This window comes from Streptomyces sp. AcH 505 (assembly GCF_000818175.1).
Taxonomy (GTDB): domain Bacteria; phylum Actinomycetota; class Actinomycetes; order Streptomycetales; family Streptomycetaceae; genus Streptomyces.
In genome coordinates this window covers 3,102,778-3,129,587 of sequence record NZ_JTIY01000001.1, presented here as the reverse complement: position 1 = coordinate 3,129,587, position 26,810 = coordinate 3,102,778, and the positions used below count along the sequence as shown (strand labels likewise).

Genomic DNA, 26,810 nt, shown 5'->3' with positions numbered 1-26,810 from the left:
ATCGGCCCACCACCACCGTCCGCGAGCATGGACCACCGCGCTCGTTGAGCAGCGACTACCCGTCCGCTCGCAGCGGGTGCTGCTCATTACCTCGCGCTCACGTGGCTCCGCTCACCTTTGCTTCATGCGCGCCCAGCCGTACGCGACGAAGGGAATGCCATGCCGAAGCACTCCGTGGTATTGGACTGTTACACCGTCGAGCCCAGCGGGCTCGGGGTCCCTCCGTATGTCTCCACCTATGTGCGGGCCGCCTGGTCCGCTCTGACGAGAGCGAAGCATGGGGCCGAGGTGAAGTACCTGACGATCGACGATGTCCGCTGGTGCCTGGCCGGCGGCAAGGCCGCTGTCGCCGAGCCGTTCAGTGACCCACTGACGTACTCGGCAACCGTGAACCGTGCTCATGCTGTCCAGCTACTACGGGATGCGGACAGTGTCGTCGTGATTGCCGGGGACAAAGTGCCATCGGTGCACCTGCACGCCGTCAACGCGAGCCTGGAGGAGATCGCCCGCGCCATGGCCTGCGTTCGAGGCCGCCGCTACTTACTGGGGCCGATGGCTACCTATGCCAAGAGTAACCCTGAGTACGCGGGCCTTTTCGACGCCGTCCACACCCATACGATCACCGCGGGCGACCTGGCCCTGGGTAGCAGCGCCGGTGCGCCGTACGGGCAACTGAGGTCCGACCGAGGCTCCTTCACCGGGCTCGTCGAGCAGATGCTGTGGAAGCCGATCGCCGAGCTGGAGCTGTACCGGGGCTGTACCCGCCGGGTGTTCTGCGACTTCTGCAACGAACCGGGGAAGTCGCCGATGGTCGCCTTCCGCGAGGTGGAGGATGTCATCGAGGAAACCGAGCAGTTGTATGCGGCCGGGGTGCGCAACTTCCGTCTCGGACAGCAGACTTGTTTCTTCTCCTACCAGAACCGGGACACCGAGGTGATCCGGAGCCTGTTGGCCGGCATCCGGGAGAGATGCCCGGAGCTGGAGGTCCTGCACATCGACAACGCCGACCCGCTCGCCGTCGCCTCCCCCTCGGGCAAGCGCATCGCCCACCTTGTCGCCGAGTACTGCACTGAGGGCAACTGCGCCCCTATGGGCATCGAATCCTTCGACGCGAAAGTCATCGACGCGAACCACCTCACCTGCACGCCGGAGATTTTGATGCGGGCCGTCGAGCACGTGAACGACGCAGGGGCCGCCCGTGGCCCCGGTGGGCTGCCCAAGCTGCTGCCCGGCCTGAACCTGATCTACGGCCTGCCCGGCGAGAGTCACGCCACTCACATCGCCAACCTGTACTGGCTCGGCCGTATTCTCGACGCGGGTCTGCTGTGTCACCGCACCAACGTTCGCCTGGCCCGCGCTTTCGCGGGCACTCCGCTCGCGGCAATGGGCGAGTTGGGCCCGCTCCCCTCCTCGGAGCACTTCACCTCTTGGAAGGCCGACATCGACTTCGGCTGGGACCAGCCGATGAAGGAACGGGTCTACCCGGCCGGACTCCGCATTCCCGGCTTGCACTCCTACTTCGTCGGCCGCAACGGCACATGGTGGCGGCGACTCGGCTCCTATTCGATTCAAATCGTGGAGGAGTCCTCGGCCACCCCGCTCGGTACTGAGGCTGATCTGACAGTCACCGGACACTCTCCCCGCGTGATCTATGGGAAGCGCCTTGCCACAGCTGCCTGACTCCATGCTCGGCCTGCTCGCCCGGTACGACCGTGAGGCCGAGCGAACCGCGCGGGTCGGCATGTTGCTGCCCTGGGCGAACCAGGTGGTGGAGACGGAACTGCCCCTGCTGGGACTGCGGCACACGGTCTTCCACCACGCGCGCCTTGTCCCCGCCTCCCGCACGACCGCCGTGGACGACTCCTTCTGGCACGGCCTGCGGGAAGCGGCTGCCGGCGCGATGGACTCCATGCGGCACTTGCCCCTGGACCTGACTCTGTTGGCCTGTACCTCGGCAGGCTTCAGCGGCGGACCGCCGCTGCCCCCCGGCGTGGTCACCGCCTTCGACGCCCTCATCGAGACCCTGAGAGCCGGCGGCGCCTCACGGGTGGTCCTGGCCACCCCATATCCCCAGGAGGTCACGGACGCCGAGGCGGCATCCCTGGAAGAGGCAGGAATCCAGGTCACCGACCAGGTCTGCCTCGGCATGACCGACGGCTACCCGGACGTGACCTCGGAGAACATCCACGCGATGTTCCACCGGCTCTCCCCTTGCTCGGTCCGGGCAGCCGATGCGGCCGTACTGTCCTGCACCGGCTGGCACACCCTTCGTCTCCTGCCTGAACTGGAAAGAGAGTTCGGCATCCCCGTGCTGTCGTCCAATGTGGCCATGGCCCTGCACGCGGCCCGCCCAGTGATCGGAGCAACCCCGTGACATCTCCGTACGACAAGCGGATCTTCCGGCTCGTTAACCGCGCGGCCTCGCTCGAAGGCATCCGGGCCGAGGTCGAGGCCAACCACGACAACAACCGGTGGTGGCCTCTGGAGATCACCGACTTCCGGGTGCGGATGCTCGCCGCCGGGTGGTCCACACGCGTCTCCTACCGGATGGTCTCCACCTATGCGGATGTGATCACGAAGGCGCAGAAGGTGGGCTTCGACGCGCTCGCCGACAGCAGAGACGACGAACTGACCGATCTCGTAAGGCCGATCGGCCTGCCCACGACGCGGATCGCCTACCTGCACTCGCTCGCCGAGTTCATCGTCCAGTGGGAGAAGGAGGAGATCGACCCAACTGCTGAGGACGCGGACAAGGACGCCCTGATCCGCTCCTTCGCGAGCGAGGTCAACGGCGCCTCCTACAAAGTGGCCCAGTGCGCTGTGCTTTACGCACGCGGCTACCACTGCGGGATCATCCCCGTGGACTCCGGCATGGTCACCAAGCTCGCACCCGCCCTCGGCATGGCTCTGCGGTCCTCACCGATCGCCCACGAGCACATGCGGCACGTCCTGGAGAGCGCGGTCCGGGCCCGCGCGGGCGACTTCCGGGCCCTCGCCGCCCTCCACGGCCACCGGGTCACCATCCCCGAAGACGCCGACCCCACCTGGTGGGTCCACCTTGTCCTCATCTACTTCAAGCGGCTGTACCTCAACGGTCCGTCCCCAGTGTTGTGCGCCCGGCGCCCGGTCTGTTCCCGCGTCACTGATTGCTCCCACACCCGCCACTGACCACACGAAAGGAGGGAGGCGTGGACCGGTTAGCAGTCATCGGCAACATCTCCCGCGACCGCACCCGCTACCCGGACCGGCGCGGGGGCGACTTCCTCGGTGGGGGCGCCCTGCACATCGCGCTCGCCGCCGCACGCGCCGGTGTTACGGCAGCCCCGGTGTCCGTGGTCGGCGGCGACCTCGCGCATATCCCGGCCGACAGCCTGCTGATTGATGTGGACTGGTCCGCGCTCCACGTCGCGGCTGGACCGTCGGGCGCCTTCACCATCGACTACGACGTGGACGGCCATCTCGTCGCGGTCACCGCAGAATACGGAGTCAGCGAGGGACTGACCGGGCACGCCCTCGCCCACATCGCCCGCCATCCACGTGACCGCTACCACGTCTGCTGCCGCCGCCCACTGGACGTCCCCGTTGTCCTCCGAACGCTCACCCGGTGCGCGGCCCGGTTCAGCATCGACTTCTTCCTGCCCAGCGCCACTCAGCTGATCCCGGCCGCGGCTCCATGGCTGAGCCACGCAGACGTCATCTTCACCAACGCCGTCGAACACCGCCTCCTGGAACAGGTGATGCGGAGAACCGCGACGGAACAGAACCCCTCCGCCGAGCAGACGACGAGCGTCCTGAGGAGCGTCGTCGTCACCGACGGCGCCCGCCCCGTGCGGTGGTTCCGGCACGGCCGCCTTCAGGAAAGCTGCACCCCGCCGGATGCCCGGCCCGTGGAGGTGACCGGCGCAGGCGACACGCTCGCTGGTCATCTCTTGGCCCGCACCCTCCACGGCGACAGTCCTGCCGCCGCTCTGCGGTCCGCCGTGCACGCCGCGACCCGGCACACGGCAGCACCTCGGCCGGTGCCGGGCCCCGCGTAATCCTGACTCCACCGGACCCGACAAGGGAGCCCTCGGTGTACTACGTCGCCCACCGCCTCTTTGCTGCCCACGACCGCAGCCTCGGCGCTCTCGTCGCCCGCAAACTTGCCGACCAAGCAGGCCATGACGCCGTCTTTCTGCCGTTCTGCGACACCGATGAGGAGGACTTGGTCGCTCCGGTGAAGGGGCGGCGGCTGTTCGAACTCGACCAGATCCGACTGCGGACCGTCACCGGGATGATCGCCGTCCTCCACGGTCCCAGTCTGGACGACGGCGTGTGCATGGAGATCGGCTACGCCGCAGCGCTCGGTGTCCCCGTCGTCGTCCTCACCACCGACTTCCAGACCTACTCGGCCGGGGAGCAGACCGACCGGTGGGAGTTCCCCGACCCTCTGGTGGAGGCCCTCGCCACCCGAATCGTCCGCGTCGACCGGCTAGGTAAGTCCGGGGAAGCCACGGACCGTTTCGACGCCTTTGCCGCCCGCAACGCCGCCCAGGTCGAGCTGGCAACAACCGCTGCCGTCAACGCCGTCCTGACCGCCTCGCAGCGACCCCGCCGACTTCCCGTCCATACCGTCGCGCGGCCCGGTACGGCGTTCCTGGAGCCTTCCCCGTACGCGCCGTACCCGACAGCCCTCCACGAGGCCGCACTCACCCAGGTCAGCGCAATCGTGGCCCCGTCCAGGTTCACCGCCCGCGACAGCCTGGTCGCCGCCCGCTCGGACTGGGACGCGGCCCTTCAAACGGAATTTCTGGTCCTGGACGTATCCGGGCCGGAGAGCCCGCCCGGCGCCGCGCTCCTCGCCGGCGCGGCGGTAGCCCTGGGCCGCAGAGCCGCCGCCTTCCAACCCCGCCCCACCTACACGCACGCCCACGGCCGTGAACCGAACTGGCGCAACCTCATGATCCAGTACGGCACCGGGGCCCGCGTCGGTGGTCCCCAGTCGCTTGCCGACTGGCTGGCGTCATGACCACCGATCTCCGCGCCTACCGAACTCTTGTCCTGGAAGGCTGCGACGGTGCGGGCAAGTCCACACTGGCCGCGCGCCTCGCCGACCGGCACGGCTTCAGAATCATCCACTCCCCCCGTACCCCCGACTCCTTCGATCTCATCACCCGCTACCGCGAGATCCTGACTCTGCCTGGCCGCCTCATCCTCGACCGGTGCTTCATCAGCGAACTCGTCTACGGCCCCCTTTATCGCGACTCCTGCCGTATCACCTGGGCGGAGGCCCGCGATCTCGCCAAAGCCGTCACCGACCGGGACGGGGTCCTCTGTCACCTCACCGCTCCGCCCGAAATAATCCGCACCCGGCTCATGGCCCGCGACGGCGAGGCCCCGCCGCACGCGCAGGTCGCCGCCTTGCTCGCCGGGTACAGCAGCGTCTTCCAGCGGCTCGGAGAGCACGTCCCTGTCATTACCCTCCAGGCTGCTGCCGGGGACGAGACCTCCCCGTCCGGATGAGTACTGCGGAACACCCAGTGGACGACACGTGTCCCTCGCTAAGCTCCAGCAGCACGAGCAACACCCCGTGCCCGGAGGAACCGTGGACATCCGATCAGCCCAGAAGATCACCTGGGACAACAAGGTCGAGAAGAATTTCAACACCAGTGACGTGCCTGTGGAGTTCGGCCTTCTCACTGCCGAAATCGGCGAGGCCTTCACCGCCTGGCGAAAGGGTCTGCCGGACTTCGGCGAGGAACTTGCCGATGTGTTCCTGTACGTAGCCGCTGTGGCCGAGATGAACGGCATCGACCTGCAGGACGAAGTCGAACGCAAGCTCATCAAGAACAAGGCACGGGTCTACGCACGTGACGAACGCGGAGTCCCCATCCGGGTCCACGACCCTGACACGGACTGATGAGCACGCGAGGACCAGTGGCCTGCGGGCCGGAGTAAGAGGCCTCCTCTTGGAGTTCGCGACGTGCGCGGTCCGCGTCACGCGCCACAACAAACCGTCAGGCCGTCGGCCAGCCGCGTAGCTTCTCCGGGTTTCGGACGACCCAGATGTGCTTGATCCGGTCGGCCGCGACGTCGAACGCGAAGACCGTCACCGTCGCGCCGTCCTCTTCGGCCACCAGGCCTGGTTGGCCGTTGACCGTGCGTTCCAGGAAGGTCATGGTGGCGGGCTTGCGGCGGGCGATTTCGGTCCAGGCCTGGGCGATCTGTTCGGCGCCTTCGATGGGGTGGAGGAAGGTCAGGGCAAGGCCGCCGCCGTCGGCTGTCGCCGTGGCTTCGGGGTCGAGGAGGGCGATGAGGGCTTCGATGTCCTTGGCTTCCCAGGCCTGCTTGAAGTCCCGCACGACGGCGGCTCGTTGGGCCGCCGGAGTCGCCGAGGGGCGGGCGTCGCGGACGCGGCGGCGGGCCGAGGAGGCCAGTTGGCGGCAGGCGGCGGGGGTGCGGCCGACGATGTCCGCGACTTCGGCGAAGGAGTGGCAGAAGACGTCGTGCAGGATGAACGCGACGCGCTCGGCCGGGGTCATCGCTTCGAGTACGACCAGGAAGGCCAGGTTGACCGACTCGTCCAGGGTGACCCGGTCCGCCGGATCGACGGCGGCGCCGCCCGGCCGGCCGGTGCTCCACTCGCCGCGTTCGGGCAGCGGCTCGGGGAGCCAGTCGCCCACGTACGTCTCCCGCCGGACCCGGGCCGAGCTGAGCAGGTTGAGGCAGACGCGGCTCGCGACCGTCGTCAACCAGGCGCCCGGGGACTCGATGGCGTCCCGCTGCCGCTGCGGCATGGCGTACCAGCGGGCGTACGTCTCCTGGACGGCGTCCTCCGCCTCGGCCAGGGAGCCCAGGAGCCGGTAGGCGACATTGATGAGCTGCCGCCGCTCGCTCATGATCACGTCCAGGCCCGGATCGGGCCGGTCGTCCGCGCCGTCTCCGTCGTCCGCCGCCCCGGTGGTCATGGTGCCGACAGCTCCCTCGCTCGCTTCCGTCCTCACCGATCCGACAAGACAGGCCGCCGGAATGTCAGGCCTGACATTCCCGGGCGCTGCGTTGTCGGACGGATGAGACGGACACATCATCCAGCGAAGAGGAAGCTCAGAGACATCATGACGACCCCGATACCGGCCACCCGGTTCACCGACCCGGCCCCCGCGCAGCGCCTGGAGCGGGCAGCCGCCGCGCTGACCGCACACGGTTTCACCGTGGAGATCCTCGACGACGTCGCCGCCGCGCGTACCCGCGTCGGAGAGCTGATCCCCGAACGCGCGAGCGTGTTCACCGGGGCCAGCGAGACCCTTCGACTGTCCGGTATCGAGGAGGACATCAACGCCGGCGGCCGCTACCAGGCGATCAAGCCGCGCGTCCTGGCCATGGACCGCGTCACCGGCGCCGACGTCATCCGGCGGCTGCTGGCCAGCCCTGACGTGATCGTCGGCAGCGTCGCCGCGGTCACCGAGACCGGTTCGCTCGTGATCGCTTCGGGCAGCGGAAGCCAGTTGCCTGGGTACGCGGGCGGCGCGGCCCGCGCGATCTGGGTCGTCGGGGCGCAGAAGGTGGTGCCGGACCTCGACACCGCGCTGCGGCGCGTGGACGACCACTGCCTGCCGCTGGAGAGCGCCCGCACCGAGGAGGCGTACGGGTGGCCCAGCGCCGTCAACCGGCTGCTCGTCCTCAACGCGGAACACCAGCCCGGGCGCGGTACGGTCCTGCTGCTCCGCCAAGCCATCGGCTTCTGAGGGGCCTGAGGGGCCTCGGGGCAGCGCCTTACGGGCCGTAGACCACCGTCACCGGCGCGTGGTCGCTCCAGCGCTCGTCGTGGGTGGCCGCGCGCTCCACCCACGCCTTGACCGTCCGCCCGGCCAGACCGGGGGTGGCCACGTGGTAGTCGATGCGCCAGCCCGTGTCGTTGTCGAAGGCGCGCCCGCGGTACGACCACCACGAGTACGGCCCCTCCTGCTCCGGGTGCTGGGCGCGTACGACGTCCACGTACCCCGTCTCCTCGAAGACCCGGCTCAGCCAGGCCCGTTCGTCGGGAAGGAAGCCGGACGACTTCTGGTTGGCGCGCCAGTTCTTGAGGTCGGCCTGCTGGTGGGCGATGTTCCAGTCGCCGCAGACCAGCACCTCGCGGCCGTCGGCCGCCGCGCGCTTCTTGAGCTGTTCCAGGTAGCCGAGGAACTCGTCCATGAAGCGGACCTTCTCGTCCTGCCGCTCGGTGCCGACCTCACCGGACGGCAGGTAGAGGCTGGCGACCGTCACACCGGGCAGGTCGATCTCGACGTACCGGCCGCTCGCGTCGAACTCGGGGCAGCCGAAGCCGATCTGGGTACGCTCGGGCTCGCGCCGGGACAGCAGCGCGACACCGGCCCTGCCCTTCGCCGCCGCGGGCGCGTACACGGCGTGCCAGCCCTCGGGCTCGCGTACGCCCTCGGGCAGCTGGCCGGGCTCGGCCCGTACCTCCTGGAGGCAGACCACGTCGGCGGCGGTGTCGGCCAGCCACTCCACGAAGCCCTTCTTGGCGGCGGCGCGGAGGCCGTTCACATTCACGCTTGTCACGGTGAGCACCCCGACACACTACCCAGGAGTCACGACGGCATCAGCCACCACGGCCCCTGAACGGCACCAGTCACTACGGCACCAGTCGCTACGGCACCAGCGGGCCGCTCAGCGTCTCCTCGGCCGCCGCCCGGTCGCCGTCCCACCCGAGCGCCCGGTCGTCGCGGGCCACCCGGCCCCACAGCATCAGCAGCAGCCGCTCCGCCGTCCCCGTCACCGTGGCGACGGGGTCGCCGGGACCGTACGCCCAGCTGCCGCCGGTGTCGGTCGACACGAGACGCAGCGCGTGGGGCGGCGGCGCGGCGCGGCCCTTGCGCACCTCGCGCGGGGCGAAGGTGTCGAACACCTCGCTGACGCCGTCGTGGGCGAGCGCGGGCTCGAAGGGCGCGGCGCCGCCGAGCGCGTTCTGCGCGTCCCACCGGTGGACGAGCGTCTCCAGGCAACGCCTGCGCTGCCAGAAGGCGACGGTACGGGGCAGGGCGAACGTCCACGCCTCGGCGTCCGGGTCGGTGTCGGTCAGCACGTCGAGGAGCGTGGTCGCCGTACCGTCGAACCACGGCCCCACCGCCGCCGGGTCCTTCGGCGCCCGCGCCGATCCGCCCCTGCCCCGCCGCTCGGTCACGGCGGTCGCCGCCCAGAGGTTCCCGCCGCCCAGATGCCCGGCCAGGTCGTGCACCGTCCAGCCGCCGCAGTGCGCGACGGGTACGGAGAGGTCGCCGTCGAGGCAGGCACGGAAGCCGTCGAGCTCGGCCCGCAGGTGGGTGAGGTAGAAGTCACGGTCCATGGGCAGGGAATCTAGTCCCGGCGCGGCACGGCGCGCCTCACACTTCGGGGCGGGTCATCCGCACGACCGCCGTGCCACCGTCGAGATCCACCGTCGTCCGGTTCGGCGGCGCCCCGTCGTCCTCGTTGTCCGGCATGATCAGCGCCGACTGCCGTTCCTTCAGCTCGTTCTGCTTGCCCGGCGAGAAGCTGGCGTGCAGCTGCTCGAACCCGGTCGCCGATATCTGCCCCTGCCGCACACTGTTCCGCCAGGGCAACACCCCGGCCCGCCCGGCCCGCAGCAGCAACTGGTCGGTGAAGGCCACGACCGTCAGCAGGATGACCAGACCGGGCAGCGTCATCAACACGACGAATTGCATGCCCCTCAGTATCCGGCGCCCGCCCCGGCGGTCAACCGTCGCGGCACCCGCTCAGCCCGCCGCCAAGTGGTAGGCGCGCAGGGTGACTTTCTGCTCCGGGCCCCACTGTGCCTCGGCCGTTCCCAGCAGCTCCCAGCCGAGGCGTTCGTACAGCGCCACCGCCGCGGTGTCCGTCGCCACCACGTCCAGCACCGGGCGCAGTTGGCGTGCTCGTGCCTCGGCCACGACCCGGCTCATCAGCAGCGCGCCGATGCGGTGTCCGCGTGCGCCGGGGGCGACGAACAGGCGGCTGACGACGCCGGTCGCCGCGACGAGGGGAGCGGCTGCCCGGTCGCTCAGCAGGCGGGGTGCGATGTCGTCCTCCGTACCGCCGGACAGGCCGACATGGCCGACGACCCGGCCGTCCAGCTCCGCCACCCAGGCGCCGATCAGGGTTCGGGTGGTCAGCCAACCGGCAGGATCGGCAGGCCAGTTGACGGGGTAGCCGTCGCGGGCGTGTACGTCGGCCAGCGCCGCCGCGCAGGCGGGCAGATCGGAGTCGTCGCGTGCCCGCAGGACCACGGCGGGAGTTGGCTCGTTCATCCGGGCATCGAATCACGCACCGCCGTACCTACTCCGGCGAGGCCGGCGCGAGGCGGGTAAATGCGGGCGGGAACGTGCGCGCGGGAACGACGAAGGCCCGGACCGGCATGAGCACGCCGGTCCGGGCCTTCGGGGCGATCAGCTGTTGCCGACGCCGTTGCCCGACAGGACCGGGATGTCGTCGAGGATGTGCGACAGCGCCTCGTCACCCTTGGCCTGGGTCGAGTTCTCGGTGCACTGCTGGTTCTGCGGCGACGACAGGACGTTGATGTCCTGGACGGCGATCGGCACGAGGCCCACGAGGGAGCCGACGTTCGCCTTGGCCGGCAGACCGATGCAGGGCTTGTTCAGGGAGCCCTGAACGAGACCCAGCTGGGGGCTCATGTCGCCCTTGGTCACCGAGTTGCCGAAGGACTGCTCGGCACCGTTGCCGCTGAACGACGTCGTGCCCGTGTCGTCGCCGATCGCCATCGCCGGCGTCGCGACGGCGGCCGTGGCTCCGACGAGCGAGGCCGCTACAGCAGCGGTTGCCCACAGCTTCTTCATTTTAATGCCTTTCCGGAAAGTCGGACTCCACCGGTGGAGTACCGAATTGTTCAACTCACGCATGGACGAATGGTTCCGGGAAGTCCCCCGAATGGCCCATCGCGATCAATAGGCAATACGGCCGGTCGCTCAGTTGTTGCCGGCACCGTTGCCGGACAGGACCGGGATGTTGTCGAGAATGTGCGACAGCGGCTCGTCACCCTTGGCCTGCGTCGAATTCTCGACACACTGCTGGTTCTGCGGGCTCGACAGGACGTTGACGTCCTGGACGGCGATCGGCACGAGACCGACCAGCGAGCCGGCGTTGACCTTGGCCGGCAGACCGATGCAGGGCTTGTTCAGCGAGCCCTGGATGAGCGCCATCTGCGGGCTCATGTTGCCGTAGGTCGCCGAGTTGCCGTACGTCTGGCTCGCGAAGTTTCCGCTGGCGGACGTGGTACCGGCGTCGTTGCCGGTGGCCATCGCCGGCGACGCGGCTGCGGCGCCCATACCGACGACGGACACGGCGACGGCTGCGCCGGCCATAACCTTCTTGATCACGATGAGTCCCCTTCCGAAGGATGCCCGGAAGTACCCGGGGCGCACTGAGCAACTGCGCAGAGCGGGTTTGGTTCTCCCACTTCACTCCAACGGCCTATTACCGGGGTTGAACAAGCCGATCGGGTGAAGCAGCGGAACCATTCACTCGTTACGCGGTTGGTACAGGACGCACGACACGCATTCTTGAGAAAAGGAACACACCGTGATCAAGAAGATTATGGCGGCCGCGGCGGTCACCGCCTCCGTGGTCGGCGCCTCCGCCATGGCGGCTCCTCAGGCGCTCGCCATCGGCAACGACGCCGGCACCACTTCGGCGAGTGGCAATGGCGCCAAGTCCGCCTTCGGTAACTCCGCCACGGGCGGAAACATGAGCCCGCAGTCGGAGCTCGTCCAGAGCTCGCTGAACGACCTGTGCGTCGGTCTGCCGGTCAAGGCCAACGTCGGTTCGCTCGTCGGCGTTCTCGTGCCGGTCGCGGTCCAGGACGTCAACGTCCTGGCCAACCCGCAGAACCAGCAGTGCGCCGAGGGCTCGACGCAGGCCAAGGGCGACGAGCCGCTGTCGCACATCGTGGACGACATCCCGGTGCTCTCGGGCAACGGTGTGGGCAACGAGTAAGTCCGCCCAGCGGGACCGGCGCGGGCCGGCGGAGGCAACGAAGCCTCGGCCGGCCCGCGCTGCCGTGTGCACCCTCGGCAATCGAGTGAACGAGCAAAAGCCTTAAACCAGGGCAGTTTCCTCGGTAGTGGCTACTCGTTGGAGTTCCCGCAGCGGACGTGCAGGGCCGGTGAACGCGGCCCGCGGACCACGACAGTCGTGCGGACGTGATGCCCGCTGCGGAAAGGGCTCAAGATGAAGTGCAAGAAGGCCGCCACCATCGTCGCCGGGCTGATCATGGCCATGGGCGCAGCTGCCCCCGCCGTCGCCGACTCGGGTGCCGAGGGCGCCGCCATCGGTTCGCCCGGTGTGCTGTCCGGCAACGTGATCCAGGTCCCGGTCCACGTTCCCGTGAACGTCTGCGGCAACAGCATCGGCGTGATCTCCCTGCTGAACCCCGCCTTCGGCAACGCCTGCGTCAACAGCTGACGTCGGAAAGGCACCCCTCGGGGTGCCACCGGGCCGGTCCCGGAGCGCGACACCCGCGCTCCGGGACCGGCCCGGTGTCGGTACGACCGCTATTACCAGCATCAGCAGGAGGAGAACCCAGATGCGAGACCTGATCAGCAAAGGGCTGCTCACAGCGGCGGCGGCGACGAGCGTGCTGTCCATGGGCGCCGGTTACGCGCAGGCCGCGGACAGCAACGGTGTGGCGGCCGAGTCGCCGGGGCTGCTGTCGGGCAACAACATTTCGGCGCCGCTGGAAGTCCCGGTGAACATCTGCGGGAACACCGTCGACCCGGTCGGCGTCGCCAACCCGTCGTTCGGCAACGGCTGCGGTTCGACGAGCCAGACGCACGTCGCGCCCCACCACGAGCCGGCCGTGCACCACGCGCCGGTCGGTCACGCGGCCCCGGCCGCGCACCACCAGCAGGCGCAGCACGAGCAGCACCAGCAGCCGCAGCACCACCAGGCCCAGCCGCACCAGGCTCCGCAGCACGAAGCCGCACCCCACTCCGCGCCCCAGTACCCGGCGCACCACCAGACCCCGCGTCACGAAACGCCGCGTCACGAGGCCCCGCGCCACGAGAGCCCGCGCCACGAGACCGGCGGTGCCACCGCCGAGAGCACCGTCGCCGGCTCCCCCGGCCTGCTGTCGGGCAACCTCCTCCAGGCTCCCCTCGACATCCCGCTGAACCTCTGCGGCGACACCGTCGACGTCGTCGGCCTGCTGAACCCGGCCTTCGGCAACCACTGCGCCAGCGGTACGCCCGAGGTCCCCCGGACGCTCCCCGCCCCCGAGCGTCCCGCGCCGCCGACCGAGCACCGCACGCTGCCCCCGACCCCCGTCGCCTTCCACACCCCGGAGACCCCCGTGGCCCCGGCCCCGGTCCTGGAGGACTCCTCCGTACCGCAGCTCGCGCACACCGGCGCCGACGCCAACCTCTTCGCGGCCGCCGCGATGAGCGCCGCGCTGCTGCTCGGCGGCGGCATCCTGTACCGCCGCAGCACCGCGCCCGCGCGCGTCTGATTCCCCGCCACGGAACAACCCGACACGACAGGCCGGGAGAGTCGTCCGCAGGACTCTCCCGGCATCGCCTCAGACCTCAGACCTCAGCGCCTCACGAAAGCCCCGGGCTGCCCAACGGCGTACGGGCCGGCTGTCGCGTACGGCTCTGCGCCCCGCGCCTGACGTCACGCTGTCTGACCGTCACCGGCAGCCCGCCGCCCGTCCCCAGCCTGCGCCGCACCCCGGCCACCAGCCGCTCCGCCGTGTACGTCGCGCCGTACACGAACCGCATCGAGGGGCCGAACGACGGCGCGCTCAGCAGCCCGGCCAGGAACAGCCCCGGGTACGAGGACTCGAAGACCGCGCTCGCCTCGGGACCCTGACTCGCGCCGACCGTCCGCAGCGCGCCGCGCAGGTCGCCGTCGAGCAGACCGAGCCGGTCGAGGCCGGGGGTGAACCCGGTCGCCGCGATGACATGGTCGGTCTCCACCGTCTCCGACCGCCCGTCGGTGGAGACCAGTTCGAGCCGTACGCGCCCGCCGCTCGGCACCGCGGCGGCCACGCTCTCGCCGAGCCGTACCCCCACGGCCGGTTCGAAGCGGTCCCGCAGCCACCACGCGCCCGCCGGGCCCAGCGCCGAGCTGAAGACCCGCGCCCGCGTCTGCGCGGGCAGCCGGCGGAAGATGCCGGGGGTCTCGGCGTAGAGCCAGTTGCGCCAGCCGCAGCCGAGCCCGGTGTGCGGCCGCCGGGCCGCCTCGACCACCGGGCGTTCCCTGGGCGGCGGAAGGGTGTTCCAGTTCAGCCGGTCCGCGCGGACGACGACCCCTACCGCCGTGCCCTGTTCGGCGAGGAGCGCCGCGGTCTCCAGGGCCGCCTGCCCGCCGCCGACGACGGTGACGTCCTGGCCCTCGAACCGGGCGAGGTCCGCGTGGTGGCTGCTGTGCGACACCTGCTCGGGCGGGAGTCCGCGCAGCGGCGCGGGGATGTCGATGAACGGCATCACGCCGAGGGCGAGCGCCACCGTCCGGGTCAGGACGGACTGACCGTCGTCGGTCGTGAGGTGGAAGCCGCCGGGACAAGGGCGGACGGCCGTGATCAGCCGTTCGTCGACCGGCGGTACGGCACGCTCGGCGAACCACAGGCCGTACGAGGCGAAGAAGCGGACCGGCAGCGGAACGCCGTGCCGTGACTCGGTGCCCTGGGACGCCGCGTAGGCGGCCAGGTCGAACTCACCCCGTGGAGCGGACAAGTTGGATGCCCAGGGCTCCGACTTCAGATACATCCCGGGCGGCATGTGATCCCGCCACGCGGCCATCGGCCTGCCGAACACCCGCAGATCGAGCCCTGCCGCCGCCGCGTGGGCCGCGATGGACAGACCGTAGGGTCCCGCACCCACAACTACCAGGTCGTACATGGTGTGTGCCGCTCTCTGTGTGGTCACTGCACGGAATGGGGTTACTGCCGCCGGAACGGGGTCACTGCACCGAAGGGGTCCGGCCGGTGTCGGGCGCCGGGCCCGCGCGGGCGACCGGCGCCGTACGCCCCGCCCCGCGACCGGCGCGCCGCGTCGCGTGCCGGATCCAGGCGGTGGCCATGCCGTACGCGGGCATCGGGTCGTCCAGCGCGAACCAGGCGGCTTCCCGGCCCCCGCGCCCTCGCGCGCCGCCCCGGACGCCGGCCCGGACGCCACCCCGTGCACCACCCCGAACTCCGGTCCGTGCGCCGCCCAACGCGCCGTCTCGCTCCCCCCGCACGCCCCCTGCGCCCCGCGCGCCCCGGGGCAGCCCGGACGACTTGAGCGACGAAAGGAAGGACAGCAGCGCGTAGTTCTCCACCAGGAACGTCCTGCCGTGCGCCGCGCCCGACGCCGGGACCGTACGGCCGGTCAGATCCAGATGCAGCGCCCGTACGACATCGGTGCCCGCCCGGTCGGTGAACAGCCGGAACTGGGCGCCGGGCCTGGGGTTGAAGTCGAGCAGGTGGTAGCTGCCGGTCCCCGGGTCGAGCCGGAAGTCCAGGTCGAGGATGCCCCGGTAGCCGAGGGCCGCGACCACCTGACGCGCGGTCCGCTCCACCTCCGGATTGGGCAGCCACCGGCCGACGGCGGTGAGCCCCGCGCCCACCGGCCACGACCGCTCCTTGCGGCCCGCCGCGCCGACCAGACACGTACCGTCCGAGCCGCTGTAGCCGTGGAAGAACCAGTCGAGGTCGCGCCCCTGCGGCAGATACTCCTGGAGCAGCAGCTCGCTGCCCGCCTCCGGCCGCCGTGCGAACAGCTCCCTCGCCTCCCGCTTGGAGCGGACGACCTGGGTGCTGCGCAGCCCGGCCCCCGCGGGCAGCAGCCAGGGCCTGCTCCACTTCGCCACCACCGGAAGGCCCAGCGACCAGGCGGCGGCAGCCGCGCCCTCCGCGTCGGCCGGGATCACCGTCCGGGGGTGCGGCACGGACAGCGCGGCGCAGATGTCGACCAGCTCGGCCTTGTCGGCGACCCGCTCGGCCAGCCCTGACGGCTGTTCAGGCAGCAGATAACGCCCGCTCAGCTCGGCGGCGAGCCGTCCGACGGCGATGGCGCTCAGATCGTCCATCGCGATCAGCACGGCCGGAGTGGCGAGCTGGTCGGAGATCGACCGCAGCAGTCGGTGAATCTCCGCCAGATCCGGGCTGCCGTCGGGCCGTAGATGCACCCGGCGCAGATAACGGGAGCGTCCGACAGGGCTGCCCGCCGCCTCGACGACCGCGTGCACCTCGATGCCGGCCCGGCCGAGGGAGCGCACGGCGCCGAGCGTGCCGTGGTGGAACGGATTCCGGTCGAGCCTCATGAGTACGGCGGGGACGCGAATGTCAAAGCTCGGCACGGCTGTGTCCTTGGTTGATCGAGGGTTCTCTGACCCATGCGGGGGATCAAATGCACGAACGGGCTACTGGAACGTCAGGCCAGGTTCCCATTCGGCTCATTAGAAATACTTTTGGATCAGCGTGACCACGGCCCGCGAGGCCGCGGAACAGGGTCCAACTCCGAGGAGCAGACATGTCCCATCCACGTCGACGGCTGGCGAGCACCTGTGTGGGTGTCGTCACGGCCGGCCTCCTTGTCTCAGGTTCGGTGCTGCCCGTTCCGAGCTTCGCGGCCGGTCTTGACGGACCGGACGAACCAGGAAAGACCGGAAACCCGGCGCCGCCCGCAGCGGCGGCGCCGGCTTTCGGCGCGTATCTCGATTACGGCCCCGAGGGGGTGACCCGTATCGCCGAAATGCAGAAATGGCTCGGCGGCACGAATCTGCGGGTCGGGCACACCTATCTCCCCGGGGACGTGTGGTCCAACATCGAGGGCCAGCCGAGCTTCCTGCGCGACTGGGCCGAGTGGCGCAAGGCGCGCGACGACCGGGTGTTCGTGCTCAACGTGCCCATGCTGGAGGACAACGAAGGGCGGGTACCGGACCGGGACGTACGGCGTGAGCTGGTCAAAGGCGCCCGTGGCGCGTACGACAGCCACTTCGCCGCGCTGGCGAAGCACCTGGTCGACCTGGGCGCGAACGACACCGTCGTCGTGCTCGGCTGGGAGATGAACGGCACCACGTACACGAGCCGCTGCGGCCCGAATCCCGCCGCGTGGAAGAAGTACTGGAACCGCATCGTCACCACCATGCGTGCGGTGCCCGGGCAGAAGTTCCGTTTCGACTTCGCTCCGAACCGCGGACGTGACGCCGTCCCCTGGACCGAGTGCTATCCGGGCGACGACGTCGTGGACATCATCGGAATGGACTCCTACGACCAGCCGCCCGGCAGGACCTTCGAAGAACAGGTGAAGGAGCCCTTCGGACTTCAGCAGCATGTGGACTTCGCCGCTGCCCACCGGAAGGCTATCTCCTATCCGGAGTGGGGCCTCTTCCGCAACGGCGACAACCCCGCGTATATGCGGGGCATGCTGGACTGGATCGAGAAATACAAGCCGCTGTACAACACGCTGACGGATTACTGTCCGCACGGCGTATGGCAGTGCGACGAGAATCCGAAATCGTCGAAGGTGTTCCGCGCCGCGCTGTACGGAAAGGGCACAGGACAGCCGCAGCCCGACCCGACGCCGGTACCGACCACCCCGGTCCCGACTCCCGTCCCGACGACTCCGGTCCCGACTCCTGTGCCGACCACCCCGGTACCCGAGCCGACGACACCGGCGCACCCGCAGCACTGCACCCAGCTGAACCTCGGCTCGTGGGTGGAGTCGTGGCTCGGCGGCAAGATCTGCGTCCGCTTCGACTGGCTGCGGAAGTGAGCTGCGCGGAAGTGAGCTGAACCGACGCGCGTGGCGCGGGCGCCGGCAAGGGATCAGTCCTTGCCGGCGCCCGCGTCGTCGCGTACCCGTTTGACCAGCGTCGCCGCCAGGTCACGGCCGGCCGCACCCGCGGCGAGCGCCCGCAGCGAAGGGGCCAGCCAGCGGCGGGACAGCAGCATCCGCTGGTTGCGGACGGTCTCCGGGCGCCAGTGCCGCTTGTACGGTTCGTTGCCGCGCAGCATGCTCAGCGTGGCGCCGCCGGCCGCCGTGATGTGCTGCGCGCCGTTGCGCAGCAGCAGCGAGGCGACATCCACCTTCCGCTCCCGCAGGACGGGATCGGCGCCGTACAGGTAGCCGCCGGACAGCTGGGCCGACATCAGCGTCAGGTCGGAGGCCACCAGCGCGCCGTCCAGCCGGAACTCCGTCACCCGCGCGTCCCCGCAGCTGACCATGGCCCGCACCGACCTGGCCAGATGCTCGGAGAAGCGGGTGCTGAGGTGTTCCGGGGTGACCTTGCGGCCCTGCCACTGGAGCCGGTGCAGCGCCAGCAGCCGTTCGACGGCCGCCGGGATCTCGTCCTCGGGCACCTCGCGCTCGTCGATGCCGAGCTTGTCGGCCTTGCGGAGCTTGGCCCGTACCCGCTGTGCGCGCGAGGAGGGCAGCCGGGAGATCAGCTCCTCGATGGGTACGGCGGGCAGTTCGAGACACGGCGAGTCGGCCCGGCGCAGCCGTGGCCCGTCCCAGCAGCCGAAGACCCGCTCGGCGGCGGCGCCAGGACGTACCTCGCGCAGGTCGATCACGGCGGTACGGGCCGCTCCGGCGAGCGCCTTCGCCAGCGCCGACGCCGCAGCGTCCGCGCAGCTGTCGTCGAGCAGCACGTCGGAGAAGTCGGAGATGGTGCCGCCGAGCTGGACGAGGACCGGCAGCGGGCGGCGCACCAGCATCAGGGGCGCGGCGGCGACCAGTTCGTCGCCCTTGCGTACGAGCACGATCCGCAGCCGGCCAGGGGTGCCGTACGACAGCCACCAGGAGTGCAGCCAGGAGTGGCTCTGGAAGGGCGTCGCCGTCCTTGAGCGGCGGAACAGCGCGGTCCACTCGGCTTCGAGCGCGCCGAAGCGGTCGCTGTCCCGGCACACCTCGGAGGTGAAGACCGACCCCGAGACGGAGGCGGAGAGGGGCGCCGACGCGGGGTGGGCGTTCGTCTCGGCGGCCATCACACCGTTTCCGGCTGTGGCTGGGCGGACCCGGCGGGCGCGGAGACGGGTGACGCCGACTGGGTCGGGTTCGGTACGGACACGTGCTGCTCGCCGCGCCCGCGCTTGGGCCTGACCAGCAGGGCGAGGCCGCCGAGCAGTCCGCCGGCGCAGCCGCCGACCAGGGCGGCCAGCGGCGTCGAGGGCGAGACGGGCGCGGTGGGTTTGACGGCGCGGGAGAACTGAAGCACCTTCACGTTCGTACTGCTCTGCAGATGACCGCCGTTGCTGACCAGCGCCTTGGCGACGCCGTCCGCCATGTTCACGGCCGTCGAGGCGCGGGTAGCCGTCGCGGTCACGGAGATCATCGGCGCGTCGGGCGACGTGGCCGTCTGTACGTGCTCCTTCAGGGTCTTCGCCGAGACACCGGCCCAGACCTGCGCGTCGCCGGTGAGGGCGACCTGCGGGGCGACCCGCCCGTAGGCGGTGGCGAAGCCGAGCGCCGCCGCCGGGTCGGCCTTGTCCGTCGGGACGACGAGCACGTAACTGGTCGCCGTGTACTCGGGGGTGCTGACCAGCCCGTACGTGGCACCGGCCACGGCGCCGAGCGCGGCGGCCACCGGCACGACGACCCAGGCGGAGAGCCGCTTCAGCCGGGCCCGGCCGGTACTCGCTCGCTGCGTACTCGGCTGCCGCGTACTCACTTGCTGGGCACTCGATTTCTGGGTCATGAGCCGCTCACTTCTCGGATGGGGTGCGGTCTGGGGTGGGGTGCGGGCCGCCGACGGTGTGCTCGTAGACGGCCATCAGCTGGTGTGCGCTGCGGGAGATGTCGTAGTGGTGTGCGGCGGCCGGCACCGGCAGCCGGTGCGCGTCGCGTTCCTTGAACCGCCTCTGCTCGGCGGCCAGTTCGGCGGTCAGCTCGGCGATCGAGCCGCTGATCCCGCGGGCGCCGGGCGCCGCCTGCGCCGGGAGGTCCTGGAGGGCGGGACAGGCGGCGTGCAGCACCGGAAGTCCTGCGGCGAGCGCTTCGACGACGGCGAGGCCGAACGCCTCCTCCGGGGACGTCGAGACGAAGACGTCCATGGCGGCGAGCAGCGACGGCAGGTCGGAGCCCGGCGCGGCGCCGCTGCCGGGCGGGTCCTCGCAGGCGCCGGGCAGCAGGGTCCTGCGCTCGGCTCCGCGCTGCGCGGCCAGCCGCAGCAGCCCGGCCCGTTCGGGTCCTTCGCCGACGAGCAGCAGGTGTGCGTCCGGCAGACCGGCGACGGCCTGGACGAGCGTCCCGAAGCGTTTGGTCGCCGCCAGCCGTCCGACCCCGCCCACGACGAAGGCGTCCTGCGGCAGTCCCAGCCGGGCGCGTGCGGCGCGCCGGGCGCGGGGGTCGTAGCCGAAGCGGCCGACCTCGATGCCGTTGGGCACGACATGGATACGGTCGCCGCGCACCCCCCAGCGCTCCAGCCGGCGGGCGACGGTCGCGGAGACGGCCACGGTCGCGCTGCCGAGCCGCTCCCCCGCGAGATACAGCGCGCGGGCGCCCTGGGAGAGCGGGCGGCCCTCGATCTGGGCGTCGCCCAGCGAGTGTTCGGTGGCGACGACGGACCGTACGCCCGCGAGGCGCGCGGCGAACCGCCCGTACAGACAGGCCCGGTACAGATGCGTGTGCACCAGGTCGTAGCGGCCCTGCCGGACGAGCCTGGTCAGCCGGGGCAGCGCCCCGATGTCGCGGTTGCCGGTCATCGCGAGGTCGGTGACCCGCACCCCGTCGGCGACGATGCCCGCGGCGACCGCTCCGGGATTGGTGAGGGTGACCACCTCGCTGTCGGTGGGCAGTTCCCGCAGCAGCAGCCGCAGTTGCTGCTCGGCGCCGCCGATCCCGAGCCCGGTGATGATGTGCAGGACTCTCACCCGTCCGCCTCCCCGCGGGCGCCCTCCGGGACGAGCGGTTCGTCGGCCGCCGCGTACGGCGGCTCCGGGTAGGGGCCGTACGCGACGGACTGGCGGCGCCGTGGGTGCAGTGCCCATTTGGCGTGCATCCGCCAGCCGGTGTCCCGCTCGCCGACATGGATGCGCGGCAGCGCGAACAGGCCGGTGAGCGGCCCCGGGCTGATCCCGACGGCGTACGAGTAGCCCGCGGCCCGCACGGCGTTGACGGCGCGCGCGTCGACCGAGCCGTACGGGTAGCAGAAGCCGGTCACCTCGCGGCCGCTGACGGCCCGCAGCAGGGCGCGGCTGCGGGCGGTCTCCGCGGCGAGGAGTTCGTTGTCGACGTCCGGTCCTGTGAGGTCCGTGTGCAGCAGGCCGTGCGAGCCGATCTCCATCCCGGCGTCCACGGCGGCGCGGATGCCGTCCTCGGTGAGGAGGGGCTTGCGCGGGCCGAGCCGGTCCCATTCGTTGCTGCCGCCGATCCGGCCCGGCAGGACGTAGACGGTGGCGGTGCAGCCGTAGTGCCGCAGCAGCGGCAGGGCGCCGGTGACGAAGTCGGCGTAGCCGTCGTCGAAGGTCAGGCCGACGAGTCCGGCGCCACGCCCGGCCGCGCGGGCGCGCAGCAGCCGTTCCATGGAGACGCCGGTCAGGCCCCGGCGGCGCAGCCAGTCGAGCTGCCTGGCGAGCCGGGCCGGGGAGACGGTGACCTGGTAGGGGTCGTCGGTGGGGTCGGCGACCGAGTGGTACATGACTGCCCACAGGGGGCCGGCGGACGTGTCGTCAACGGGCATGCGCGAGCCTTCGTGTGACGGGACGGAGGATGGTGTCGATCTCGGGTGCGCGCAGGGCGCGCGCGATGACGAGGAACACCGCGGCGACCGCGACGCAGGCGGCGCAGGCGCCGAGCAGGGGGGAGGGGACGAGCGCGCCGCACAGCCACCCGGAGCCGGTGGCAGCGGCCGCAGCGGCGCTGAGTTTCACCAGGCCGCCCGTGGTGTGCGCGATCCGGACGGGCACGCTGTGCCGGCCGACCCCGGCGAGCAGCAGGGCGGCGGTGACGGTGATGCCGAGCGCGTTGGAGGCCGCGATGCCGAGGACGCCCCAGACGTGCAGCAGCAGGGCTCCCGCGACGGCGTTGACGGCGAGCCCGGCCAGCATGGCGACGGCGGGGAACCACAGGGGGCGCGCCGCCGAGAAGTAGCAGCGTACGAGCGCGCCGACCAGGGTCTGGCCGAGCAGCCCGAGCGCGTACACCCGCATGACGGAGGCGGTCGCCGCGGTGTCGGCCTTCACGAAGGCACCGCGCTGGAAGAGCACTTCGATGATCTGCGGTGCGCAGGAGATGACGGTGGCGGCGCCGATCAGCACGATGATCCCGGCCAGCGCCAGGTCGCGTTCGACGCGCCGCCGCGCCACATCGGTCTCGCCGGCCGCCATGGCGCGGGCCACGACGGGGAACGTGACGGTGCACAGCATCAGGGAGAGGGTCATCGGCATCTGGGCGACCTTCTGCGCGTAGTTCAGATGCGAGATGGCGCCTGCGGGCAGCGGGGCGGCGAGGAAGCGTTCCACGAGGACCTGCGACTGCCTGCTGAGGGCGAAGACGATGACGGGGGCGAGCAGTCCGAGCGCGACGGGCGGTCCGCTCTTGGCCTCGGACTGCGGCTGGTCGGCGGTGCCGGGCGCGCGTTCCTTGAGCCTGCGCCACAGGGCGGGCACCTGCACGAGCGCCATCAGGACACCGCCGACGGCGACGCCCGCAGCCGCCGCCCGTACGCCGATACGGTCGCGCAGCACCAGCATCGTCGTGACGATGCCGATGTTGTAGACGGCGTAGATCGTGGCGGGTGCCACGAACGAGCCGTGCGCGCGCAGCGCGGCGCTGAGGTACCCGGCGAGGCCGAAGCTGAAGGCGCAGGTCGCGGTCAGCCGGGTGCAGTCGACGGCGACCTGCGGTTCGGGCAGTCCCGGCGCGAGGACGGCGACGACCCAGGGCGCCGTGGCGACGAGCAGGGCGGCGCCCGCGCTGAGTACCAGGAAGAGCCGGGGCAGCGTGGAGCGGACGAGCGCGAGCACCGGGTCGGGTGAGAGCCGGTCGGCCCTGCGGGCGATGGCGAGGCTGAAGGCGGGGACGAGGATCAGCGCCATGGCGTCCTCGATGAGGAGCGTCGAGGCGACCTCGGGCACGGTCCAGGCGACGAGGAACGCATCGGTGTCGGGGCCCGCTCCGTACAGATGCGCGATGGTCTGGTCGCGGAGCAGCCCGAGCAGCGCGCCCGCCGCGGTCAGCGCAGCGGTCAGGAAGGCGGCCCGCGCCAGGAACCGCCCGGAGGACGGGCCCTTGGTGTCCGTGCCGGGCGGGCCCGGCTGGGTGGGGACGGCGGGTAGCGACGGTACGGAGGGCGGGGACTGCCGGGTCTCGCTCACGCGTGGGCGGCCCCCTTGTCGGACTCGCCGTGCGCGGCTGACGGCCGGTCACGCATCGGGCCGAGCGCCCAGCAGGCGGCGAGTCCGAGCATCACGGCCGTCAGGACGGTCGAGGGGCCGCCGATGTCGGCGTAACTGAAGTCGATCAGCTGCCAGACCAGCAGTCCTACGACGGCGATGGCGCAGCCGGCGCCGGTACGGGAGCGGCGCGCGCCGGGCAGTCTGCGCAGCGCGCACACCAGCAGCGCGGCCCAGCTGCCGACCAGGGCGACGATCCCGAGCAGCCCCTGTTCGCTGAGGACGAGCAGGTACATGTTGTGCGGGGACAGCAGCGGCTGGCGCTGGAAGCCCGCACCCGCGCCGTCGGTGTCACTGCCCGAGGACAGCGCGAGCGAGGCGTGGCTGTCGCGGTAGGCGGGGAAGCCCTTCAACCCGACTCCGGTGACGGGCTCTTCGCGCCACATGTCGGTGGCGGCCGCCCACATCGTGTACCGGTCGGTGACGGACTGGTCGGGCGCCGCGGTGACCTGGGTGATGGAGTCGAGCCTGTCGGTGATCATCTGCGAGCCGATGCCGAGCCCGCCGACCAGTACGACACCGAGCGCGCCGGCGACGAGCGCGATCCTGGCCGCCCTGCGCAGCCCGGACAGGGCCAGTTGCAGGACGAGCGCGACGGCGGTCGCGATCCACGCGCCCCGGCTGAAGGACAGCACGAGCGGCAGGAACAGCAGCCCGGCGCAGACCGTGGCGAGGGTGCGCTGTCCGCGCGGTACGTCGTGGTCGTCGCCGAGCGCGAAGCCGACGCAGATGACCAGCCCGTAGGCGACGACGGTCGCCATGCCCATCACGTCGGTGGGGCCGAAGGTGCCGACGGCCCTGATGTCCTTGCCCATGTACGAGGCGCCGGTGGCGGTCAGGTACTGCACCACCCCGATCGCGCCCTGCACCAGGCCGAGGGCGACGACGGAGCCCGCGACGAACCGCAGGTCCCTGCGGTCGCGGACGAGCAGCAGCAGCGCGGCGGGTACGAGCACGAAGATCTGCAGATAGCGCGCGACACCGGGCAGGCTGACCGCCGGGTCGTACGAGGTGACGGCGGCGGCCGAGACACCGACCACGGGCAGTCCGAGGATCACGGCGGCCGTCCGGGTCAGCGGGCGGGCCCGCTGCCGCAGCAGCATGACGAAGCAGTGGACGACGAGCAGCCCGGACGCGGCGTCGGCGACCGTCCCCGTACCTGACGCACCGTCATTTCCGGTCGGCGCGGGGACGGCGAGCAGGGCGACGACGGCGACGACGGGCAGCAGGGGCGCGTAGCGGCCCAGCGTCTCCCGCCAGGGAAAGGGTTGCTGACGGTCCGTCAGTACGAGTGCGTCGGCGGCGGCCATCAGCTGCCCGCCGGACGGACGAGGGAGACAGCGGTCCGCACCAGGATGCACACGTCCTGCCAGAGCGACCAGTGGTCGATGTAGTGGTTGTCGAAGCGCGACCGGTCCTCGATGGAGGTGTCACCGCGCAATCCGTTGACCTGGGCGAGCCCGGTGATGCCGACCGGCATCCGGTGCCTGGCGGCGTAACCGGGCAGCGTCTTGCTGAAGTTGGCGACGAAGAAGGGCCGTTCGGGGCGCGGCCCGACCAGGCTCATGTCGCCGCGCAGCACGTTCCACAGCTGCGGCAGCTCGTCCAGCGAGGTGCGGCGCAGCACCCGGCCGACCGGGCTCATCCGCAGGTCGCCCGCGACGTTCCAGCGGGTGGCGGCCTCGTGGTCGTCGGCGGGGCGCAGCGTACGGAACTTCAGCAGGGTGAAGGGGTGGCCGTCCTGCCCGATGCGCTCCTGCCGGAACAGCACGCCGGGGCCGTCGCCGAGCCGTACCGCCAGGGCGCAGACGAACAGCACCGGCGAGACGGCGAGCAGTGCCGGGGTCGCGACGGCGATGTCGAGCAGCCGCTTGGCGACGGTGCCGGAGCGGCGGACGGCGGGCGGGGCGACGCGGTGGCAGCCGAAGCCCCAGAGATGCTCGGCCATCCGGCGGGGCTGTGTCCGGGCCGCGTCGCCGACGAACCAGGTGGCGCAGCCGTACTGGTGGAAGAGCGCGACGAGCGAGGCGTGTCGGGCCGTGTCCCACGCGCCGCCCTCGTCGGTGAAAACGGCCTCCCGCACACCGTTCTGGATGACGGCGCGGTGGATCTCCTCGGTGGAGGTGAGCACCGGCAGCGCGCCGTCCATGGCCGCTTCGCGCTCGGCGTCCCCGGCGTCCTCGTACCTGTCGTCCTCGTACCGCTCCGGCGTGGGTGCGGCGATCCCGACGGGCCGCAGGCCGTACTCGGGGTGCTGGGTGAGTACGGCGGCCAGCCGGCGCGCCGAGCCGCCCGTACCGACGACGAGCGTGGCGCGTACGGCGTTGCGGACGGCGGCCCGTCGCCGGGCGTGCACGAGGGCGCGGGCACAGCAGGCGAAGGCCAGTTGGACGCCGATGCCGGCGAGCAGGGTGGTCAGGCCCAGTACGTGGCCGGGCAGCAGGGCAGCGATGACGGCGGCGGCCGCGCACCACGCGACGGCGGCGCGTGCGGCGAGCGCGGGGAGCTGGTCGAGCGCGGAGGGGGCGACGGCGGGCCGGTAGAGCCCGGCGTGCGCGTTGAGCACGGTCACGCAGACGACGAGCTGGACGGCGAGGACGGCGCCGCGCTGCTCGTCGCTGAGGACGGCGGTGGCCAGCAGCGCCGCCGCGCAGTCCGTCGCGAGCAGCGGGAGCCCGTAGCGCAGCGGGGTCCCCGCCGGCCTACGGGGTGGCAGCGCCACGCGGTCCGGTGTGTCACGGTCCCGGTCACGGGGCGGGGCGATCGAGACGCGCCCCCTGGCCTGTCCGCCCGCCTGCGCGGGCCCCGAAGGCGAAGGGACGCTGGTGCTTTCCGTGGTCACTGGGGGATCGGCTCCCTGCGCTCGGGGTGCGGCGCGGCGGCGACGTCGCGGTACACGCCCGCGACGGCCGCTGCGGTCTGCCGCACGTCAAAGGTGCTGAGTACGTGCTGTTGGCTCGCGCGGCCGAGGGCTTCGCGCAGGACCTTGTCACCGAGCAGAGCGCTCACGGCGGCGGCCAGCGCCCGGGAGTCCTCGGGCGGGACCAGACAGTGGTCCTCCCGTCCCGGCGGCAGGCTCTCGCGCGCGCCGTCCACATCACTGAGGACGACGGGCCTGCCGCTCGCCATGGCTTCCAGCGGCGCCACCGCCATGCCCTCCCAGCGGGAGGGCAGGACGACCAGGTCGGCCGCCAGGTACCAGGGCGAGGTGTCGGCCACCGGCCCGGCGAAGAGCACCGACCGCGGTGCGGCGGCCCGCAGCCGCGCCTCGTCGGGTCCGTCGCCGACGAGGACCAGCCTGGCCTGCGGCGACCGGTGGGCGATCAGCTCCCAGGCGCGCAGCAGGACGTCCTGGCCCTTCTGCCGGCAGAGCCGTCCGACACACACGACGACGGGGGCCGCGGGTGAGAGCCCGGCGAGCAGCGGCAGCGCGGCGCGGGCCGCCGCCGTACCGGCCGGA

General features: G+C 71.4%; 29 protein-coding genes. 12 read left to right on the top strand and 17 right to left on the bottom strand.

The annotated features are described in order from the left end of the window. The first annotated feature begins 159 nt into the window (after positions 1-159). The 7 genes from HY68_RS14375 (at position 160) to HY68_RS14345 (ending at position 5,899) form a co-directional block, all read left to right on the top strand. A complete protein-coding gene (locus HY68_RS14375; RefSeq protein WP_041988822.1) occupies positions 160-1,680 on the top strand; it encodes a radical SAM protein in 1,521 nt (506 codons plus the stop codon). Beyond that, the gene (locus HY68_RS14370; RefSeq protein ID WP_241778572.1) at positions 1,664-2,374 is read left to right on the top strand and encodes a hypothetical protein; all 711 of its coding nucleotides are present in this window, start codon (positions 1,664-1,666) and stop codon (positions 2,372-2,374) included. Before HY68_RS14375 ends, HY68_RS14370 begins: the two co-directional genes overlap by 17 nt. Further along, entirely contained in the window at positions 2,371-3,168 is a 798-nt protein-coding gene (locus tag HY68_RS14365) for a hypothetical protein (RefSeq protein WP_041988820.1), read from the top strand. Before HY68_RS14370 ends, HY68_RS14365 begins: the two co-directional genes overlap by 4 nt. A gap of 20 nt (positions 3,169-3,188) precedes the next feature. Further along, complete coding sequence (locus HY68_RS14360; RefSeq protein ID WP_041988819.1) at positions 3,189-4,037, top strand: carbohydrate kinase family protein; 849 nt, start codon at positions 3,189-3,191, stop codon at positions 4,035-4,037. Between the two features lie 35 nt (positions 4,038-4,072). Continuing rightward, a complete protein-coding gene (locus HY68_RS14355) occupies positions 4,073-5,008 on the top strand; it encodes a nucleoside 2-deoxyribosyltransferase (protein WP_041988818.1) in 936 nt (311 codons plus the stop codon). Continuing rightward, positions 5,005-5,502 (top strand): AAA family ATPase, encoded by a 498-nt coding sequence (locus HY68_RS14350; RefSeq protein WP_041988817.1) that lies wholly within the window; start codon positions 5,005-5,007, stop codon positions 5,500-5,502. Before HY68_RS14355 ends, HY68_RS14350 begins: the two co-directional genes overlap by 4 nt. A gap of 82 nt (positions 5,503-5,584) precedes the next feature. After that, a complete protein-coding gene (locus HY68_RS14345; protein WP_041988816.1) occupies positions 5,585-5,899 on the top strand; it encodes a MazG nucleotide pyrophosphohydrolase domain-containing protein in 315 nt (104 codons plus the stop codon). A 97-nt stretch (positions 5,900-5,996) separates the two neighbouring features. On the opposite strand, the gene sigJ is transcribed toward HY68_RS14345, so the two are convergent. Then, positions 5,997-6,947 carry an RNA polymerase sigma factor SigJ gene (sigJ, locus tag HY68_RS14340; RefSeq protein ID WP_041988815.1) on the bottom strand — a complete coding sequence of 317 codons (951 nt, stop codon included), beginning with the start codon at positions 6,945-6,947 and terminating at the stop codon, positions 5,997-5,999. A 147-nt stretch (positions 6,948-7,094) separates the two neighbouring features. Between sigJ and HY68_RS14335 the strand changes: the two genes are divergently transcribed. Then, positions 7,095-7,724: an LUD domain-containing protein gene (locus HY68_RS14335; RefSeq protein WP_041988814.1), complete on the top strand. Its 630-nt coding sequence runs from the start codon at positions 7,095-7,097 to the stop codon at positions 7,722-7,724. Positions 7,725-7,752: 28 nt separating this feature from the next. On the opposite strand, the gene HY68_RS14330 is transcribed toward HY68_RS14335, so the two are convergent. From HY68_RS14330 to HY68_RS14305, 6 genes are all read right to left on the bottom strand, one after another. Beyond that, positions 7,753-8,550, bottom strand: a complete 798-nt coding sequence (locus HY68_RS14330; RefSeq protein ID WP_041988811.1) for an exodeoxyribonuclease III — start codon at positions 8,548-8,550, stop codon at positions 7,753-7,755. A gap of 79 nt (positions 8,551-8,629) precedes the next feature. Continuing rightward, positions 8,630-9,325: a maleylpyruvate isomerase family mycothiol-dependent enzyme gene (locus HY68_RS14325; protein WP_041988808.1), complete on the bottom strand. Its 696-nt coding sequence runs from the start codon at positions 9,323-9,325 to the stop codon at positions 8,630-8,632. Between the two features lie 37 nt (positions 9,326-9,362). After that, a complete protein-coding gene (locus HY68_RS14320) occupies positions 9,363-9,683 on the bottom strand; it encodes a DUF6191 domain-containing protein (protein ID WP_041988806.1) in 321 nt (106 codons plus the stop codon). Positions 9,684-9,734: 51 nt separating this feature from the next. Then, on the bottom strand, positions 9,735-10,265 hold the full coding sequence (locus tag HY68_RS14315; protein ID WP_041988803.1) for a GNAT family N-acetyltransferase: 531 nt from the start codon (positions 10,263-10,265) through the stop codon (positions 9,735-9,737). Between the two features lie 138 nt (positions 10,266-10,403). Next, the gene (locus HY68_RS14310) at positions 10,404-10,811 is read right to left on the bottom strand and encodes a rodlin (protein ID WP_041988801.1); all 408 of its coding nucleotides are present in this window, start codon (positions 10,809-10,811) and stop codon (positions 10,404-10,406) included. Positions 10,812-10,940: 129 nt separating this feature from the next. Further along, positions 10,941-11,351 carry a rodlin gene (locus tag HY68_RS14305; RefSeq protein WP_041988800.1) on the bottom strand — a complete coding sequence of 137 codons (411 nt, stop codon included), beginning with the start codon at positions 11,349-11,351 and terminating at the stop codon, positions 10,941-10,943. 205 nt (positions 11,352-11,556) lie between these two features. Between HY68_RS14305 and HY68_RS14300 the strand changes: the two genes are divergently transcribed. The 3 genes from HY68_RS14300 (at position 11,557) to HY68_RS14290 (ending at position 13,477) form a co-directional block, all read left to right on the top strand. Next, positions 11,557-11,967, top strand: a complete 411-nt coding sequence (locus HY68_RS14300; RefSeq protein ID WP_041996059.1) for a rodlin — start codon at positions 11,557-11,559, stop codon at positions 11,965-11,967. Positions 11,968-12,201: 234 nt separating this feature from the next. Next, on the top strand, positions 12,202-12,435 hold the full coding sequence (locus HY68_RS14295) for a chaplin (RefSeq protein ID WP_041988797.1): 234 nt from the start codon (positions 12,202-12,204) through the stop codon (positions 12,433-12,435). A 121-nt stretch (positions 12,436-12,556) separates the two neighbouring features. After that, positions 12,557-13,477 carry a chaplin gene (locus tag HY68_RS14290; protein ID WP_041988796.1) on the top strand — a complete coding sequence of 307 codons (921 nt, stop codon included), beginning with the start codon at positions 12,557-12,559 and terminating at the stop codon, positions 13,475-13,477. A gap of 91 nt (positions 13,478-13,568) precedes the next feature. Here HY68_RS14290 and HY68_RS14285 read toward each other — a convergent pair whose 3' ends face one another. Continuing rightward, on the bottom strand, positions 13,569-14,870 hold the full coding sequence (locus HY68_RS14285; protein WP_041988793.1) for an NAD(P)-binding domain-containing protein: 1,302 nt from the start codon (positions 14,868-14,870) through the stop codon (positions 13,569-13,571). Between the two features lie 61 nt (positions 14,871-14,931). Continuing rightward, complete coding sequence (locus tag HY68_RS14280) at positions 14,932-16,311, bottom strand: hypothetical protein (protein WP_052457094.1); 1,380 nt, start codon at positions 16,309-16,311, stop codon at positions 14,932-14,934. Positions 16,312-16,484: 173 nt separating this feature from the next. On the opposite strand from HY68_RS14280, the gene HY68_RS14275 reads away from it, so the two are divergent. Continuing rightward, positions 16,485-17,729 (top strand): glycosyl hydrolase, encoded by a 1,245-nt coding sequence (locus HY68_RS14275; RefSeq protein ID WP_041988790.1) that lies wholly within the window; start codon positions 16,485-16,487, stop codon positions 17,727-17,729. 53 nt (positions 17,730-17,782) lie between these two features. Here the strand turns inward: HY68_RS14275 and HY68_RS14270 are convergent, their stop codons facing one another. The 8 genes from HY68_RS14270 to HY68_RS45100 form a co-directional block, all read right to left on the bottom strand. After that, positions 17,783-18,943, bottom strand: coding sequence for a GNAT family N-acetyltransferase (locus tag HY68_RS14270; protein WP_078863606.1), 1,161 nt, complete (start codon positions 18,941-18,943; stop codon positions 17,783-17,785). Next, entirely contained in the window at positions 18,943-19,653 is a 711-nt protein-coding gene (locus HY68_RS14265) for a lipopolysaccharide biosynthesis protein (protein WP_241778571.1), read from the bottom strand. Before HY68_RS14265 ends, HY68_RS14270 begins: the two co-directional genes overlap by 1 nt. Positions 19,654-19,660: 7 nt before the next feature. Next, positions 19,661-20,827 carry a glycosyltransferase gene (locus HY68_RS14260; RefSeq protein ID WP_041988786.1) on the bottom strand — a complete coding sequence of 389 codons (1,167 nt, stop codon included), beginning with the start codon at positions 20,825-20,827 and terminating at the stop codon, positions 19,661-19,663. Beyond that, positions 20,824-21,636, bottom strand: a complete 813-nt coding sequence (locus tag HY68_RS14255) for a polysaccharide deacetylase family protein (protein ID WP_063779643.1) — start codon at positions 21,634-21,636, stop codon at positions 20,824-20,826. The genes HY68_RS14260 and HY68_RS14255 overlap by 4 nt, the downstream gene beginning before the upstream one ends. Continuing rightward, positions 21,626-23,272: a lipid II flippase MurJ gene (locus tag HY68_RS42000; RefSeq protein ID WP_041988784.1), complete on the bottom strand. Its 1,647-nt coding sequence runs from the start codon at positions 23,270-23,272 to the stop codon at positions 21,626-21,628. The genes HY68_RS14255 and HY68_RS42000 overlap by 11 nt, the downstream gene beginning before the upstream one ends. After that, positions 23,269-24,660 (bottom strand): O-antigen ligase family protein, encoded by a 1,392-nt coding sequence (locus tag HY68_RS41995; RefSeq protein ID WP_107070083.1) that lies wholly within the window; start codon positions 24,658-24,660, stop codon positions 23,269-23,271. Before HY68_RS41995 ends, HY68_RS42000 begins: the two co-directional genes overlap by 4 nt. After that, positions 24,660-26,192, bottom strand: a complete 1,533-nt coding sequence (locus HY68_RS14240; RefSeq protein ID WP_041988782.1) for a sugar transferase — start codon at positions 26,190-26,192, stop codon at positions 24,660-24,662. The genes HY68_RS41995 and HY68_RS14240 overlap by 1 nt, the downstream gene beginning before the upstream one ends. Continuing rightward, the coding region (locus HY68_RS45100) for a glycosyltransferase (protein WP_241778569.1) at positions 26,189-26,810 on the bottom strand (622 nt) is incomplete at its 5' end. The genes HY68_RS45100 and HY68_RS14240, both read right to left, overlap by 4 nt.

What these genes read in the sequence shown, in the direction of transcription:
- HY68_RS14375 (WP_041988822.1), top strand. Translation starts at nt 160, where the DNA reads ATGCCGAAGCACTCCGTGGTATTGGACTGTTACACCGTCGAGCCCAGC.
- HY68_RS14350 (WP_041988817.1), top strand. Translation starts at nt 5,005, where the DNA reads ATGACCACCGATCTCCGCGCCTACCGAACTCTTGTCCTGGAAGGCTGC.
- sigJ (WP_041988815.1), bottom strand. Translation starts at nt 6,947, where the DNA reads ATGACCACCGGGGCGGCGGACGACGGAGACGGCGCGGACGACCGGCCC.
- HY68_RS14335 (WP_041988814.1), top strand. Translation starts at nt 7,095, where the DNA reads ATGACGACCCCGATACCGGCCACCCGGTTCACCGACCCGGCCCCCGCG.
- HY68_RS14325 (WP_041988808.1), bottom strand. Translation starts at nt 9,325, where the DNA reads ATGGACCGTGACTTCTACCTCACCCACCTGCGGGCCGAGCTCGACGGC.
- HY68_RS14320 (WP_041988806.1), bottom strand. Translation starts at nt 9,683, where the DNA reads ATGCAATTCGTCGTGTTGATGACGCTGCCCGGTCTGGTCATCCTGCTG.
- HY68_RS14315 (WP_041988803.1), bottom strand. Translation starts at nt 10,265, where the DNA reads ATGAACGAGCCAACTCCCGCCGTGGTCCTGCGGGCACGCGACGACTCC.
- HY68_RS14310 (WP_041988801.1), bottom strand. Translation starts at nt 10,811, where the DNA reads ATGAAGAAGCTGTGGGCAACCGCTGCTGTAGCGGCCTCGCTCGTCGGA.
- HY68_RS14295 (WP_041988797.1), top strand. Translation starts at nt 12,202, where the DNA reads ATGAAGTGCAAGAAGGCCGCCACCATCGTCGCCGGGCTGATCATGGCC.
- HY68_RS14290 (WP_041988796.1), top strand. Translation starts at nt 12,557, where the DNA reads ATGCGAGACCTGATCAGCAAAGGGCTGCTCACAGCGGCGGCGGCGACG.
- HY68_RS14285 (WP_041988793.1), bottom strand. Translation starts at nt 14,870, where the DNA reads ATGTACGACCTGGTAGTTGTGGGTGCGGGACCCTACGGTCTGTCCATC.
- HY68_RS14275 (WP_041988790.1), top strand. Translation starts at nt 16,485, where the DNA reads ATGTCCCATCCACGTCGACGGCTGGCGAGCACCTGTGTGGGTGTCGTC.
- HY68_RS14270 (WP_078863606.1), bottom strand. Translation starts at nt 18,943, where the DNA reads ATGGCCGCCGAGACGAACGCCCACCCCGCGTCGGCGCCCCTCTCCGCC.
- HY68_RS14265 (WP_241778571.1), bottom strand. Translation starts at nt 19,653, where the DNA reads ATGACCCAGAAATCGAGTGCCCAGCAAGTGAGTACGCGGCAGCCGAGT.
- HY68_RS14255 (WP_063779643.1), bottom strand. Translation starts at nt 21,636, where the DNA reads ATGCCCGTTGACGACACGTCCGCCGGCCCCCTGTGGGCAGTCATGTAC.
- HY68_RS41995 (WP_107070083.1), bottom strand. Translation starts at nt 24,660, where the DNA reads ATGGCCGCCGCCGACGCACTCGTACTGACGGACCGTCAGCAACCCTTT.